Raw genomic sequence first — 15,374 nt, forward strand, 5'->3', positions numbered from 1 at the left:
ATTACTCAACTCAGGTGATCGTAGGATCCTTTGCCGGGCATATTGATGCCGTGCTGTTTCACCTTGCGGTACAGCGTGGCCCTTGAGATGCCCATTTCACGCGCTGCCAGTACGGGCTTCCAGCGGTTGCGTACCAGCGCATCGATGAGTACCTGACGCTCCGGAGGCCCCGACGGGAGTTCGAATAATTTGCTGGCTTCTGCGTTTTGCAACGCGTTGGGCAAGTCTTCAATGCGTAAAATACCATCGTGGCTGACGGCACTGGCATAGCGCAACGTGTGATGAAGCTGGCGTATGTTTCCGGGCCATGAGTAGGTGAGCAGTCTTTCCAACGCGTCCTCGCTGACCTGAAGCGAAACCTGCACCCGCTGCGACTCGTTTTCCAGAAAGCCGTTTATGAGGTTAAGTTTATCGCTGCGGTCACGCAGCGGTGGCAAGTCGAATCGGGCGCCACTGAGCCTGAAGTACAGGTCCTCACGAAACAGGCCTTCTTTGACCAGGGTTTCAATGTCCTTGTGCGATGCACAAATCACCTGGACGTCGATTTTCTCGGCCCGCGTCGCACCCAATGGTGCAACCTCGCCTTCGCTGAGCACTCGCAGCAATCGGGTCTGCAAACTGAGTGGCATGTCGCCGATCTCATCGAGAAACAAGGTGCCGCCATTAGCTTGCTTGATCAGGCCCTGTTTGCCTTTGCTGGACGCTCCTGTAAACGCACCTGGCGCATAGCCAAAGAGTTCGCTCTCGATCAGGGAATCAGGTATCGCTGCGCAGTTGACGGCGATAAAGGGTTGCTCGCTACGGGCGCTGGCACGATGAAGCGTCTGGGCGAAATGCTCTTTACCTGAGCCGGTTTCCCCATGAATCAGCACCGGCAAATCGCGATTCTTGACCAGTACTGCTTTTTGCAGCGCATTGCCCAACTGCGCATCAACCTCTGCCACTGGCCTGGCTGCTTGTACATAAGCCCTTTTAAGTGGTGAGTCGAGGCGTACGTATAGCTGATGGTCGGGGAGGAAATGATGGCTGTAGTCGGTGTTCGTGCGTAACGAATCCGCGTTGAAGGCTTCACGGAAGTGCTGAGGTATGTGGCCCAGCCGTTTGATGAGATAGCGCCTTCCCGCCGGGTTGATCGCCGTCAACACTCCATCATTATTCCAGGCGAACAGCAGTTCAGGCTGGCTGTCGACATAGCCCTGCATGGGATGGGCGCGCAGCCTCCAGCAGTCCTGGGTGTTATGCATGAAATAGGCGTTCTCGATGTCTCGGGCACTCTGGATCACCATATGCCGTATCAACTGCTGGCTTCTACGGTCATCCGGCGACTTCACGGCGGACACATCAAGCACTGCTATCAATTGTCCATCAGGGGCGAAGACCGGGGCAGCGGAGCAGGTGAGATCAATGAACGCGGCCCGAAAGTGATCGCGTTTATGCACGGTCACGGGGACCTGATGAAGGAGGACCTCGGAGACGCCGCAGGTGCCTTCCTGGCCTTCCGACCAGCAAGTTCCCAGGTCAACACCGGCGCGCCGATAGTCCCGGCGAATCAGGTCGTCGACCCGGTAATCGATGGTGCACCCCTGGATATCGGTGAGCATGACGCAATAGTCGGCATCACGTACCTTGGTATGCAGTCTGGATATCTCATCGGAAGCGATGCTCAGAAAACTCTCGACCCGTTGCCGATGCTCTTTGAGGTGATGGGCATCCATGATCCTCGGGCCGTGCAGCGCCCCAGGATCAAGATTGTAGTGTTCGATTGCACGTCGCCAGGATTCCAGAATCATCCCGGGCACGGGCAGGCTTGCCGAGTTTGAAGCAGTTCGAAGAACGCGGCTGACATGATCCTCATGGACTTTTGAATAGCCAGAGAGCATTAGGCCTCCGTGAAGCATTATCTAATTGTTGTGCAGCCATTAAAAACGCCATGAGGTGCTGACACAAGCCATTTCAATCCTGTGTCTCAGCGTGAGACATAACATCTCAAATTCTCGGGTGATGCAGCAGTTATCAGAGACATTATGTCTTGAATGAAACCGGGTCGAGAAAGTACCAGGCTACAACCTGAGCGCTCTATTTCGGCCCTTTCAGGGAATTATGCAAACTGTGGCATCGGCCTTGCTCTCGTTGTATCGACGACCTTTACGGTTGTACTTCAATAACAACAAAAGCGAGGCAACATATGAGCACTACCCACACGTTGGACTTTTCCCTGGCCGGCAAAGTGGCACTGGTCACAGGATCAGGGCGCGGGATCGGCCTGGGCATTGCGCTCAGCCTGGCCAAGGCAGGCGCTGACGTTGCATTGGCTGACTTCGACATTTCTATCGCTCAAGAAGCGGTCGCGAAAATTCGCGCCCTGGGTCGAAACGCTGCGGCATTTCAGGTAGATGTCAGCCAGCATGAAAGCGTCAATCGCATGATTGACCAAGTCGCCAAGCATTTTGGCGGCCTGGATATCGCCGTCAACAACGCCGGTGTGGTCAGTCTCGGCAAAGTCGAGGAACTCGCGGTCAGCGAGTGGGACAGAATCATGAACATCAATGCCAAAGGCGTGTTCCTGTGCTGCCAGGCAGAGTTGCGGATCATGCGTCAGCGCCAATTCGGTCGCATCATCAATATCGCGTCCATTGCCGGCAAAGTGGGCTTCCCCGATCTTTCCCACTACAGCGCTTCCAAATTTGCCGTCATTGGTTTCACCAACGCTTTCGCCAAGGAAGTCGCCCGTGAGGGGATCACGGTCAATGCGCTGTGCCCGGGTATCGTCGGCACGGGGATGTGGCGTGGTGACGAAGGACTGTCGGGTCGCTGGAGCCTGCCGGGTGAAACCGAGGCCCAGTCCTGGGAGCGCCATCAGTCCAGTCTATTGCCCCAAGGCGAGGCGCAGACGGTCGAGGATATGGGACAACTCGCTGTCTATCTGGCCTCGGCACCTCATATGACCGGGCAGGCTGTGGCCTGTGACGGAGGCTTCTCGCTTTAACCGAAATCAGTGCGCGCCACCTGCCATTCGTTAGTGGGTCGGTGGTGTTCATGGCTATTGAACCAAGCCCGCTTGCAATCAGAACAGCCATTGAATTGTTCAGTGGCCTGCGGGAGCGGTGTGCCCATTTCCACAGCATGAAACAGGTTTGTTAGACAAAAATAATCAGGAGTTCGACAAATGAACCAATCCGTAATTGCCAAGCGCTCGCTCGGTGGCGAGATTCACTATGACGCAATCATCATTGGCGCAGGTTTCGGGGGGCTTTACATGCTCAAGAAGCTGCGTGATGAACTTGGTCTCAATGTGCGTGCGTTCGACAAGGCCGGAGGCGTCGGAGGGACCTGGTACTGGAATCGATATCCAGGTGCGCTGTCTGACAGCGAGTCCCACGTGTATTGCTACTCGTGGGACAAAGAGTTGCTGCAGGACTGGACGTTCTCACAACGCTATGTGGCGCAGCCTGAAATCCTGCGCTACTTGAATCATGTGGTTGAGCGCCACGACCTCGGCAAAGATATTCAGCTCAATACCAGTATCGAATCAGCGATCTACGACGAAGAAGAAAAACGCTGGATGCTGAGTGACGATGATGGCCGCCACTACAGCGCTAAATACCTAGTCACCGCCCTGGGTTTACTGGCAGCGACCAACGTGCCGAAGTTCAAAGGCGCCGATCAGTTCAAGGGCCAGACTTATCACACGGCGAACTGGCCCGCTGACGCAGACCTCAAGGGCAAGCGCGTCGGCGTCATTGGCACGGGCTCGACAGGTTGCCAGGTCATTACCGCGATCGCGCCCATTGTGCAAAATCTTACGGTGTTTCAGCGCTCGCCCCAGTACACAGTCCCGGTGGGTAACGGCCCTCTCGCAGGCGAGACCGTAGATGAAATCAAGCGCAGTTATGACGAGATCTGGAAAGAGGTGAGGTCGTCGCGCCTCGCATTCGGTTTCCAGGAAAGCCAGATTCCCACGATGAGCGTCTCCGACACTGAGCGTAAAGCCATTTTTCAGCGCGCCTGGGATGCGGGCGGCGGCTTCCGTTTCATGTTTGAAACCTTCAATGATATTGCCGTGGACGAAGCGGCCAATGGCGCGGCCCAGGACTTCGTGCGCAGCAAGATCACCGAAATTGTGCAGGATCCGGAAACAGCGAGAAAGCTGTCCCCTCGTGAGTTCTATGCCAAACGCCCGCTGTGCGACAGCGGCTATTACGCCACCTTCAACCGCGACAACGTTGCCCTGGTCGACGTCAAGGCCAATCCGATCGTCGAGATGACCCCGGCCGGTGTCCGGACAGAAGATGGCGTGGAACACGTCCTCGACGTGCTGATTTTCGCCACCGGCTTTGATGCTGTGGATGGCAATTACAAGCGCATGAATATTCGTGGCCGTGGAGATATGGCCATCGGCGAGCACTGGCAAGATGGCCCGTCCAGCTACCTCTCGGTGGCGACGGCGAACTTCCCGAACATGTTCATGATCCTGGGGCCAAATGGCCCGTTCACCAATCTCCCGCCTACGATCGAAACCGAAGTCGAATGGGTCGCGGATCTGATCGGCTATATGGAGGACCACGAACTGGCTTGCGTAGAGGCCACTGCCCAGGCAGAACAGAAATGGGGTGACACCTGTGCCGAAATTGCCAACCAGACACTTTTCGCCAAGACGGACTCGTGGATTTTCGGTGCCAATATACCGGGCAAGAAAAACTCCGTTTATTTCTATATGGGTGGACTTGGCGCGTTTAGCGACACACTCAAGGACGTGCGCAATGCGGATTATAAAGGGTTCAAGTTTCAGGCGATGAGTGTTCGCCAAAAGCGCGTGCCGCATAAGCTGGCTTGATAGCTGAAGCCTTATCTATACGTTGGCAAAGTTTAGTGATTATTGGAGTGTCGTACTGCCCATGGCAACTTGGGTGGTAGGCGCCCGTTCGTTCACGGTATTTACCGCAAGGGCATATGTATGCAGCTCGAAAGTCAGGATTTGTTTCGTCAAAGTGCTTATATCGATGGTGACTGGATCGAAGCGGGCAATGGCGACGTCATCGAGGTATTCAACCCCGCAACCGGTGAAAAGATTGGTCATGTGCCGAAACTGGGTGCCGCAGAGACTCGGCGCGCTATTGCCGCCGCCGACCGTGCGCTCCCCGAATGGCGAGCGCTGGCCGCCAAGACCCGTGCCGCCAAGCTGCGCCGCTGGTACGAGCTGATCATTGAAAACCAGAAGGATCTAGCGGCAATCATGACCCTGGAGCAGGGCAAGCCATTGGCTGAGGCTCAAGGAGAAATCGTCTTCGGCGCGTCCTATATCGAATGGTACGCAGAAGAGGCCAAGCGGATTTACGGCGATGTAATTCCAGGAGTGCATGACAAGCGTCTGCTCGTCATCAAACAGCCTGTCGGCGTATGTGCAGCCATCACGCCCTGGAACTTCCCTTCGGCGATGATTACCCGCAAAGCCGGTCCGGCCCTTGCTGCCGGCTGCACCATGGTAATCAAGCCTGCTTCGCAAACGCCGTTCTCGGCGTTGGCCCTGGTGCGGCTGGCTGAGCTGGCCGGGATCCCGCCCGGCGTGCTCTCCGTTGTCACTGGCTCGGCTGCTGCGATTGCGGATGAAATGACCTCCAATCCGATCGTGCGCAAGCTGTCGTTCACCGGCTCGACCGAGATCGGACGCCAGATCATGAGCAAGTGCGCCCATGACATCAAAAAGATCTCCCTGGAGCTCGGCGGCAATGCACCCTTCATCGTTTTTGAAGACGCTGATCTGGATGCTGCGGTAGAAGGGGCCATCGCCTCGAAGTTTCGCAATGCCGGGCAAACCTGTGTGTGTGCCAATCGTCTGTATGTGCACACCGCGGTCTACGATGCGTTTGTCGACAAACTCGATGCTGCCGTGGCGCAGTTGAAGATGGGCGATGGCTTCGACACGGGGACGCTGATCGGCCCGATGATCGACGAGAAGGCCGTGTTCAAGGTCAGGGAGCACATCGAAGACGCCGTGGCCAAAGGGGCGCACGTAGTGCGCGGTGGCAAGCGCCATTCGTTGGGCGGCAATTTCTTCGAGCCAACCATTCTGGTCAACGTTCCTGATAGCGCGAGAGTGTCCAAGGAAGAAACCTTCGGCCCTCTGGCGCCGGTTTTCCGCTTCTCGGATGACGCGGAAGTCATTCGTAAAGCAAACGACACCGAGTTCGGCCTCGCTGCTTATTTCTATACCGCAAATGTCTCCCGCATGTTCCATGTTGCCGAAGCACTGGAGTACGGCATCGTTGGAATGAACACCGGGATTATCAGCTCCGAAGCGGCGCCCTTTGGTGGGGTCAAGGCGTCGGGAGTGGGTCGAGAAGGCTCCAAGTACGGCATCGAGGATTACCTGGAGATCAAATATCTCTGCCTCGCTGTGTGAGTCGACTTGCAGCGGTTGCTTATCTGACTTTTAGAGCCTGTTGAAAGTGCGGTGGGGATGATCCCTCCGCCTGCGTGAGTGCGCGTCGTTTGACTATAAAAATAAGGAATGATCGACATGAAATGCCATTGGTCTATGCCGTTAAGCTTACTTGCATTAGGTATGAGCCTTGCACAAGCGGATGAGTTGCTGAGTCCGCAGTCACGTTGGGGGTTGGGAGATTGGGGTGGTGTTCGCAAAGAGCTGTCAAACAAAGGCTATGACTTTCAACTCGACTATGTCGGGGAGGCCGCGAGCAATATTGCCGGTGGTTATAACCATGACCGAACCGCTCGTTACACCAGCCAGTGGGCCATCGGTACGCATCTGGATTTGCAGAAAATCCTCGGGTTGGCAAATGCCGAGTTTAAATTCACGGTAACTGAGCGCGATGGCAATAATCTTTCAAACGATCGCCTCGCGGACCCGCGAACCGGGCAACTGAGCTCCGTTCAAGAGGTGTGGGGCAGGGGGCAGACCTGGCGCTTGACCCAGCTGTGGTATCGGCAGAAGTTCATGGATGGGGCCTTGGATCTTAAAGCAGGTCGCTTTGGCGAAAACGAGGACTTCAACAGCTTTCCTTGTGACTTTCAGAGCCTGGCATTTTGCAGCGCGCCGGTCGGCAACTATGCCGGCGATATCTGGTACAGCTGGCCTGTCAGTCAATGGGCGGGCAGAGTGCGTTACAACTTCAATGCCCAGTGGTATGCGCAAATCGGGGTGTTCGAACAGAATCCTTCGTTGCTGGAGCGCAACAACGGATTCAAACTCAATGCCAGCGGAACAAAAGGCGCGTTGATACCGGTAGAGGTGGTTTGGCAGCCCAATCTCGGTGCGCAGCGCTTACCGGGTGAGTACCGACTTGGTTACTACTACAGCACCGCCTCTGCCGATGATGTCTACGAGGATGCCTTCGGTCAGTCCCAGGCACAGACCGGGCTTGCCTTCAAAACGCATGGCAGCAAGCACGGCTGGTGGTTCAATGCCCAGCAGCAAATTACCTCGCACGATGGTGAAGTTTCTCGTGGCCTCAGCGTTTTTGCCAACGCGACAATGCATGATCAGCGCACCAGCCTTATAGATAGCTATCAGTCGGTAGGACTGGTGTACAAGGGGCCATTCGACCAGCGTCCGCAGGACGATATCGGCTTGGGCCTGGCGCGAATTCATGTGAATGACGATGTCAGCAAATATCAACGCGAGACTAACGCCGGCAACGGCATTACAGACTTCGATAATTCACTCTATCTGCCGGTACAACACACTGAATACAGCGCCGAGCTGTACTACGGCTATCACCTGACGAACTGGATCACGGTGCGCCCCAATGTCCAATACGTGCGCGATCCTGGTGGGGTGAGTCAGGTGGATGATGCCTGGGTTGCCGGTTTGAAGTTCCAGGCCAGCTTCTGACTGCATAGACTGAGGACAAATCGTGCGCGGATGGCTATGTCATGCATCCGCGTTGGTCCGTTATTCCCATGGTCATTCAGTCATCAGTCACTGAACAGATCGAACATCAACTGTCGAAACCATTTGTTGGCGGGGTCACGGTTATAGCGTGCGTGCCAGAAAAGGTTAATGGCGATTTCCGGCAACGGTATCGGCGCAGGCAGGATGGTTAACCCGAAGGGCTCTGTACAACTGGCGGCAAAGCGTTCCGGTACCGTGGCCAGAAGATCGGTGTTTTGCAATATATGGCCCACCGCAACGAAGTGAGGCACTTCCAGCCGAATGTCCCGATTCAGCCCGCCACGCTGCATATGCGCCTCTATTTCACCATGCCCCGTATGGGCTGCGGCGATGCGTACATGTCCGAAATCGCAGAATCGATCCTCACTCATCGGTTCGCGTGTCAGGGGGTGATCTTTTCGGCAAAGGCAAACGTAGCGATGGTGAAACAGGCGCCGTTGATAGAAGCCTGCTTGCAGATCAGGATGCAAGCCTATAGCCAGATCCACCTCCCCATTGGCCAACTCCTCAGCGAGCCCTGAGTGGCTGCGTACGGTCACCAGAGATATGCCTGGTGCGCGCTGCAGCAGCGCGTTGATCAACTGCGGCATGAAATAGATCTCACCAATGTCCGTCATCGCCACGACGAAACGTCTCTTGGCGTTTTCAGGGTCGAATTCGTCACTTCGATTCAATGCACCGACCAAGGTACCTATGGCATGAGATACCGGTTCTGCAAGTTGTTCGGCGTAAGGCGTTGGCTCCATACCCTGGCTCGTTCGCACGAACAGATCGTCCTTGAGTGTCGTACGCAGTCGCTTCAACGCATTGCTCACCGCAGGCTGGGTCAGATCCAGTTTTTCTGCGGCCTGAGAGACGCTGCGATCGATCAGCAACTGATGAAAAATGACCAACAGATTCAAGTCGATCTCACGCAAATGCATGGCTTTTTCTCATCATGACCAAAGGAACCAGTATTCAGGTTGGTGATAGCGTCTATGGACTTTACGCCATTTATCAATAGTGAGGGGGTGTTCATTATCGGGGCACATAAAAACAACACGAGGTTTTGCCCCCATGAACAGCCTGAACGCTGGGTTGCAAATCGGTATCGTCGGTGGAGGTATCGCCGGAGTCGCGCTGGCCCTGGATCTTTGTCGGCACGATCACCTGGAGGTACTGCTGTTTGAGTCCGCTCCGGCTTTTGGCGAGGTCGGTGCAGGGGTGTCATTCGGTGCCAACGCGGTGCGCGCCATCGAAGGGTTGGGGATCGGTATCCCTTACCGTGAAATTGCCGATCGCACCCAGGCACCCTGGCAAGATATCTGGTTCGAATGGCGTCGTGGCAAAGACGCTAGCTACCTCGGATCGAGCATTGCAGAAGGTGTCGGCCAGTCTTCAGTTCACCGCGCTGACTTTCTCGATGTCCTGGCCAGGCAACTGCCGGATGGCGTCGCACAGTTCGATAAGCGCGCAGTCAGTGTCGAGCAGTCAGATAAGCGGGCGAGGGTGACGTTCGCCGATGGCACCCAGCATGAGTGTGATCTGCTGATCGCTGCCGATGGCATCAAGTCATCCATCCGCGACCACGTGCTGCAAGGGCTGGGTGTGCCGCCTGCCGCACCGCGTTTCAGTGGAACCAGCGCCTACCGCGGCATGATCGACCGCCAGCAGTTACGCGCGGCCTACCGTGCTCAGGGGATCGATGAGCACTTGGTCAACGTACCGCAGATGTACCTCGGGCTCGATGCCCACATCCTCACTTTCCCGGTCAAGCAGGGCAAGCTCATTAACGTCGTGGCGTTCATCTCGGATCGCGGCCAGGCCAACCCCGAGTGGCCGGCAGATAAACCCTGGGTCAAGCCAGCGACGCAGGCAGAAATGCTCGAAGCATTCACCGATTGGGGCGACGCCGTAAGGGTTCTTCTTGAGTGCATCCCGGCGCCGACGTTGTGGGCGCTGCATGAGCTGGCTGAATTGCCCGGGTATGTCCATGGCCGCGTTGCCCTGATCGGCGACGCCGCCCACGCAATGCTTCCTCATCAGGGCGCCGGTGCGGGGCAGGGCCTTGAAGATGCCTGGTTGCTCGCACGACTGCTTGGCGATCCCCGGGCGTGCCAATCCAGCGCGCGGGCGGTGATTGAAACCTATGACGCCATTCGCAGGCCGCGTGCCTGTCGCGTGCAGCGTACGTCGTGGGAGGCCGGCGAGTTGTATGAGCTGCGTGACCCTCAGGTCGGTTCTGATGAAGCACGGCTGTCGAGCACGCTGGCAAGCCGTTTTGACTGGCTCTGGAACCATGATTTGCAGGCTGATCTGGATACCGCGCATCAGCAGCTCGGTTGGACGGATGGCACCTGCAGAAAGGTCAGCTGAACAAAGTGCCGAATTTATCCTGAATATCTGAAGTTCGTTTGAAGAGGAGACAAACATGTCCCAAAGCGACGTTAAATCCATCGATGTAACGGTAGCGGTTTTGCGCGAGTCAGGCGCCGAGCTGAAAATTGAAAAGGCCCTGCTGACGGCGCCGAGGCCCACTGAAGTCCGCGTGCGGGTCGTCGCATCCGGTGTCTGTCATACCGATATGGTGGTGCGCGATCAGTTGTTCCCTACGCCGCTGCCAATGGTCCTCGGCCATGAGGGTTCGGGCGTTGTCGAGGCCGTAGGCTACGCAGTAACGACGGTCGCTCCGGGGGATCATGTAGTCATGACCTATATGTCGTGTGGCCTGTGCCTGCCTTGCGAGACCGGCCATCCGGCGCACTGCTCTCATATGCATCCGCTGAACTTCGGCGGTGGCCGCATTGATGGCAGCACTTCGACCTGCAGCTGTGTGGATGACTCTCCCATTCACGACCACTTTTTTGGTCAGTCATCGTTTTCCACTTACGCGATCGCCAACGAGCGCAATGTGGTGAAGGTTTCCAAGGAGGCACCGCTTGAGCTGCTGGGGCCTTTGGGTTGCGGCATACAGACGGGCGCCGGTTCGGTATTGAAAGCCTTGAAGGTTGAAGCAGGATCCAGCTTCGCCGCGTTTGGCGCCGGGGCTGTGGGCCTGGCGGCGGTGATGGCGGCGAAGGTCGCCGGAGCCACGACCATCATTGCGGTGGATGTGACGCCCAGTCGCCTTGAGCTGGCGCTGGAGCTGGGAGCTACCCATGTGATCAATAGCCGTGAGGAGGACCCGGTCAAGCGCATCCAGGCGATCACCGGTGGTGGTGTCAACTACAGCCTCGAATGTTCGGGGCGCGCCGAGGTTCTGCGGCAAGCCATTGACTCCGTCACCACCCTGGGCACCTGCGGCATCGTTGGAGCGACTCGAATGGGTACCGAGGTCGCCTTCAACATCAACGATGTAATGATTCCCGGCAAGCGGATCATGGGCATCGTCCAGGGCGACGTGGTCGCCAATGCGTTTATCCCGACGCTCGTCGACCTTTATCTGCAGGGCCGCTTTCCTTTCGACAAATTGTGCCGTTTCTACGCCTTCGACCAGGTCAATGAAGCCATGGCAGACAGCGAACGCGGCGTGACGATCAAACCGATCCTGCGGATGCCGGTTTCGGCAGAGCAGGCGTGATACCTATTTCGATCAAATCAAGGTGCAACAGATGAATGTTCAACTGGTAATTGACAACATCAAACAAGATGCTGTCGGCGGCAAGACCTATAACCGCATCGATCCGCTCAGCTCACGCGTCATTGCAGTTGGCGCGGCCTGTTCCGTGGAAGACGCGGTGCGTGCCGCCGAGTCGTCTCAGCAGGCCTTCAAATCCTGGTCCAGGGTTGGCCCGACAGAGCGTCGTCGTCTTTTATCGGCAGCGGCAGACGTGCTGATGAGCAAGATGGAGCAGTTCTGCAGCGTTATGGCCGAGGAGATCGGCGCGTCGCAACTCTGGGCCCAGTTCAACGTCGGGGCCTCGGCCAACCTGCTGCGTGAAGCCGCAGCGCTGACCACTCAGATCAAGGGTGAAACGATCCCGACCGACAAGCCCAAAACATTGTCGATGACACTGCGACAACCGATCGGCACGGTGTTGAGCATCGTGCCCTGGAACGGGCCGGTCATACTTGGTACCCGCGCGCTCGCCTATCCTCTGGCGTGTGGCAATACGGTCATTTTCAAAGGTTCCGAGAATAGCCCGCGCACCCATCAACTTCTCGCCGAAGTCTTTCATGAGGCCGGTTTTCCACCTGGTGTGCTCAACTTCATTATCTCGGCGCCAGAGGATGCCGCTGCCGTTACCGATGCGTTGATTGCCCACGACACTGTTCGCCGGGTCAATTTCACCGGTTCTACCAAGGTCGGGCGGATGATCGCGCAGACCAGTGCCAAACACTTGAAGCGCTGCCTGCTGGAGTTGGGTGGCAAGGCGCCATTTGTGGTGCTGGACGATGCGGATATTGACGGCGCGGTCAATGCAGCGGTCTTCGGTGCTTTCCTCTATCAGGGGCAGATTTGCATGTCCACCGAACGCTTCGTCGTCGATGAAGCCGTGGCGGATGAGTTTGTGGCGAAGTTTGCCAAACGGGTGAGTGGCCTGGAAACGGGAGATCCGTCGGCATCACCGTCGTGCGTCATCGGGCCGATGATTTCCCAGGGATCGCTGCAGCGCATCAACCAAATGCTCGACGATGCCGTCGGCAAAGGCGCACAGATCGTGGCCGGCGGGATGGGCAGCAGCGCGCTGATGAGCGCCACGCTGGTCGACAAGGTGACGTCGTCTATGGAGATCTACGACGAAGAGACGTTCGGACCCGTAACGACCGTGGTTCGTGTCAATGGGGCGGAGCACGCGCTAAAGGTTGCCAATGACACCGCTTACGGTTTGTCTTCCGCGATTTTCAGTCGTGATGTCAGCCGCGCCCTTGAGCTGGCCGGGCGACTGGATGCCGGTTGCGTGCACATCAATGGCGCAACGGTGCAGAACGAACCGCAAGCGCCTTACGGCGGTATGAAAAACAGCGGTTATGGCCGGTTCGATGGCAGTGCCGTGATCGATGAATTCACTGAAGTGAAATGGGTCACCGTAGAGCCATCTGATCAGCCGTATCCGTTCTAAGGCATCAGATTGGAGAGCTACCGACGAAGCGTGCGGGCATGATCGTCGGTAGCCCCTTGATCTCTTTTGCATTTACCCGCTACAGCGTACTTCCTCTGACGACGATGTCATATCCGACATCGATTACCTTGCGTTCCTCCGAGGCACCATTACATCTGGCCATGATCAGTTGGGCAGCCTGCTGACCGATGAGATCGCCAGGGGTATGTACTGTCGTCAGCCCCGGGGACAGCTCTGCGGCAATTTCGTAGTCCCCGTATCCGACAACTGAGAGTCGCTCTGGAACATTCCATCCTCTTCGCATGCATTCGAACATTACGCCTGCTGCAAGCACGTCGGTGAAGCAGAACACGCCTTCGAGCTGAGGTTCGATTTCAAGAAGTTTCTCCAGAGCGAGCTTGCCGCCCCCAAAGCCAGACCAGCCGGGTACTGTAGCCACCAGGTCTGTACGTAGTCCGGCGTTCGACAACGCCTGGAGAAAGCCGTCAAGGCGTTCCTGAAATCGCTTTTCACCCTGGGTTTCGTAACCGGCGACGCCAATTCTGGTCAGCCCTTTGTCGACAAGGATCTGCGTAGCTTCGCGTGCGGCATCCTGGGTCGAGAAGCCGACCCCGATATCAATGAACGGGCCGGACAGATTCCATGTCTCGACGATCGGAATATCGCATTGCTGCAAGAGTTCGCGAGTCTGCTGGTCGCGATCAACCCCGGTCAGGACTATGCCATCCACACGTCGACCGATCAGTGCTCGTACCGCCTCGTACTCGCGCGCGACCGATTCCACTACGGTGACGATCAGATGGTATCCGTGTTTTTCCAGTTCATGCTCAAGGCCCATGATCATGCCGGCAAAGTTGGAGTTTCGGATTGAAGGGGTAATGGCGGCAATAATCTTGGTACGGCCGGAAGACAAATTCACTGCCAGCAGGTTGGGTACATAGTTCAGGGCCTGCGCGACCTCTAGTACCCGCTGCCTGGTGGTGGCTATGACTTTCTCCGGATATTTGAACGTGTTGGAGACTGTCATCGGGGACACACCCGCTTCCCGGGCAACATCCCTGATGCCAATAGTCGGAGCTTTGGCCCGGGTAGGTTTTTTGATCATATGCCTCACTCAGTACCGTTACGCTGAAGGTTTTATTATGTTCCCGAGGCTGTCGATGCCGAGTAGCACCTAGCGGATCCGGGGTCTTGATTTGTGAGATTTTACCGGTACAAAACTAATAATCAATGAGTGGTAAAGAAAAGACCTGGTCTTGGGGCAGCGCAGCGGGATGAGTGGATCAGGTATTGAAATTGCAGCCTGTCATCCATTGATTGCAGCAGCATGCCGATGCGGTTGTCGCTGAATTGCCGACATGCGCCGGGATATTGTGTCGAATCGTGAGAGCCCTCGGGCGAAAAAAATGCAGTTGACGAACAAAATTTTTAAGCTATTGTACCGGTACAACTCGCCTGATTGCTGGAGAAATGTCCTGCCGTGTCAGTGCGACGTTGTGCGTTTGAAGGCTGATTTAATCAGCTTGGGGTGGCGCTTGTGTTTGATGTCCGCAGCAAGGGGAGAGCGAGTGTCGCGATGCGAGCTTGTGCACTCAGTTATGGCTCACTGCACCGCGCCGCACCTGTTCAGACCGGCTTCGTAGTCGGTGTAAAACAATCGGTAATTGTACCGGTACAATTGATTTTTGATGGAGAAGAAAGGAATGACATTTTCGATAGCGGCTCGTGACCCAGCTACTGGCATGTTCGGCATTGCAATCGCTACCTCTGCCGTTGCAGTCGGTAATCGCTGCCCCTGGGTCAAAGCTGGTGTTGGCGCGGTAACCACGCAGCATCGCACCGACACAAGGTCCGGCCCGGTAGGCATCGATTTGCTGACCCTGGGGCTGTCAGCCCAGGAGGTGGTCAACGTTCTGGCCGCCAGCAATGACTTTCCTCAAGAGCGTCAATTTGCTGCTGTTGACCGCGAAGGCAGGACGGCGTTTTACAACGGCCCGGAAATCGAATGCATCAACTCGGGCTTTAGCGGTTATCAGTGTGTATCCACCGGCAACTTCATCGCTAATACAGAAGTGCCCTATCACATGGTGAAAGCCTACGAGGCTAATCTGGATATGCCTTTTGCAGAACGTCTGCTCAGCGCTGTAGATGCCGGCCTGGCCGCTGGCGGTGAAACCAAACCTATCATGTCGGCCGCCCTGCTTATCACCGATCGTAACTCCTGGCCTTTGGTTGATCTACGCATCGACTGGAAAGAAAACCCGCTTGATGAGCTTCGTGCGTTGTGGAATTTCTACATGCCGCACCAAGAGCGCTTCATTAAACAAGTATTGACTCCCGCCGCACTTACATTGCTCAGTGACTCTCCTATGAATGTCTGATCTGCTGTAATTCTTCGTTTGCCAAAGTAAAGCCAGTAT

At 56.3% G+C, this 15,374-nt stretch carries 11 protein-coding genes; 8 read left to right on the top strand and 3 right to left on the bottom strand.

Annotated elements, in window-relative coordinates; translation table 11 throughout:
- Positions 1–5: 5 nt before the first annotated feature.
- Positions 6–1,880 (bottom strand): sigma-54-dependent Fis family transcriptional regulator, encoded by a 1,875-nt coding sequence (locus M2401_RS13295; protein ID WP_259103414.1) that lies wholly within the window; start codon positions 1,878–1,880, stop codon positions 6–8.
- 305 nt (positions 1,881–2,185) lie between these two features.
- On the opposite strand from M2401_RS13295, the gene M2401_RS13300 reads away from it, so the two are divergent.
- The 4 genes from M2401_RS13300 (at position 2,186) to M2401_RS13315 (ending at position 7,852) form a co-directional block, all read left to right on the top strand.
- Positions 2,186–2,986: an SDR family NAD(P)-dependent oxidoreductase gene (locus M2401_RS13300; protein ID WP_259103415.1), complete on the top strand. Its 801-nt coding sequence runs from the start codon at positions 2,186–2,188 to the stop codon at positions 2,984–2,986.
- 180 nt (positions 2,987–3,166) lie between these two features.
- Entirely contained in the window at positions 3,167–4,834 is a 1,668-nt protein-coding gene (locus M2401_RS13305) for an NAD(P)/FAD-dependent oxidoreductase (protein WP_259103417.1), read from the top strand.
- A 120-nt stretch (positions 4,835–4,954) separates the two neighbouring features.
- Positions 4,955–6,400 (top strand): NADP-dependent succinate-semialdehyde dehydrogenase, encoded by a 1,446-nt coding sequence (gabD, locus tag M2401_RS13310; RefSeq protein WP_259103418.1) that lies wholly within the window; start codon positions 4,955–4,957, stop codon positions 6,398–6,400.
- 117 nt (positions 6,401–6,517) lie between these two features.
- A complete protein-coding gene (locus tag M2401_RS13315; protein ID WP_409033924.1) occupies positions 6,518–7,852 on the top strand; it encodes a carbohydrate porin in 1,335 nt (444 codons plus the stop codon).
- Positions 7,853–7,935: 83 nt separating this feature from the next.
- Here M2401_RS13315 and M2401_RS13320 read toward each other — a convergent pair whose 3' ends face one another.
- Positions 7,936–8,835 carry a LysR family transcriptional regulator gene (locus tag M2401_RS13320; RefSeq protein WP_259103420.1) on the bottom strand — a complete coding sequence of 300 codons (900 nt, stop codon included), beginning with the start codon at positions 8,833–8,835 and terminating at the stop codon, positions 7,936–7,938.
- Between the two features lie 133 nt (positions 8,836–8,968).
- Between M2401_RS13320 and salA the strand changes: the two genes are divergently transcribed.
- The 3 genes from salA to M2401_RS13335 are packed head-to-tail and all read left to right on the top strand — an operon-like array spanning position 8,969 to position 12,954.
- On the top strand, positions 8,969–10,267 hold the full coding sequence (salA, locus tag M2401_RS13325) for a salicylate 1-monooxygenase (RefSeq protein ID WP_259103423.1): 1,299 nt from the start codon (positions 8,969–8,971) through the stop codon (positions 10,265–10,267).
- Positions 10,268–10,322: 55 nt separating this feature from the next.
- Positions 10,323–11,471, top strand: a complete 1,149-nt coding sequence (locus M2401_RS13330; RefSeq protein WP_259103424.1) for an NAD(P)-dependent alcohol dehydrogenase — start codon at positions 10,323–10,325, stop codon at positions 11,469–11,471.
- Positions 11,472–11,502: 31 nt separating this feature from the next.
- Complete coding sequence (locus M2401_RS13335) at positions 11,503–12,954, top strand: aldehyde dehydrogenase (RefSeq protein WP_259103425.1); 1,452 nt, start codon at positions 11,503–11,505, stop codon at positions 12,952–12,954.
- 79 nt (positions 12,955–13,033) lie between these two features.
- Here the strand turns inward: M2401_RS13335 and M2401_RS13340 are convergent, their stop codons facing one another.
- A complete protein-coding gene (locus M2401_RS13340) occupies positions 13,034–14,059 on the bottom strand; it encodes a LacI family DNA-binding transcriptional regulator (RefSeq protein ID WP_259103426.1) in 1,026 nt (341 codons plus the stop codon).
- 598 nt (positions 14,060–14,657) lie between these two features.
- Here M2401_RS13340 and M2401_RS13345 point away from each other — a divergent pair.
- Complete coding sequence (locus M2401_RS13345) at positions 14,658–15,335, top strand: DUF1028 domain-containing protein (RefSeq protein ID WP_259103427.1); 678 nt, start codon at positions 14,658–14,660, stop codon at positions 15,333–15,335.
- Positions 15,336–15,374: the final 39 nt, after the last annotated feature.

Source organism: Pseudomonas sp. JUb42, assembly GCF_024807945.1.
GTDB lineage: Bacteria > Pseudomonadota > Gammaproteobacteria > Pseudomonadales > Pseudomonadaceae > Aquipseudomonas.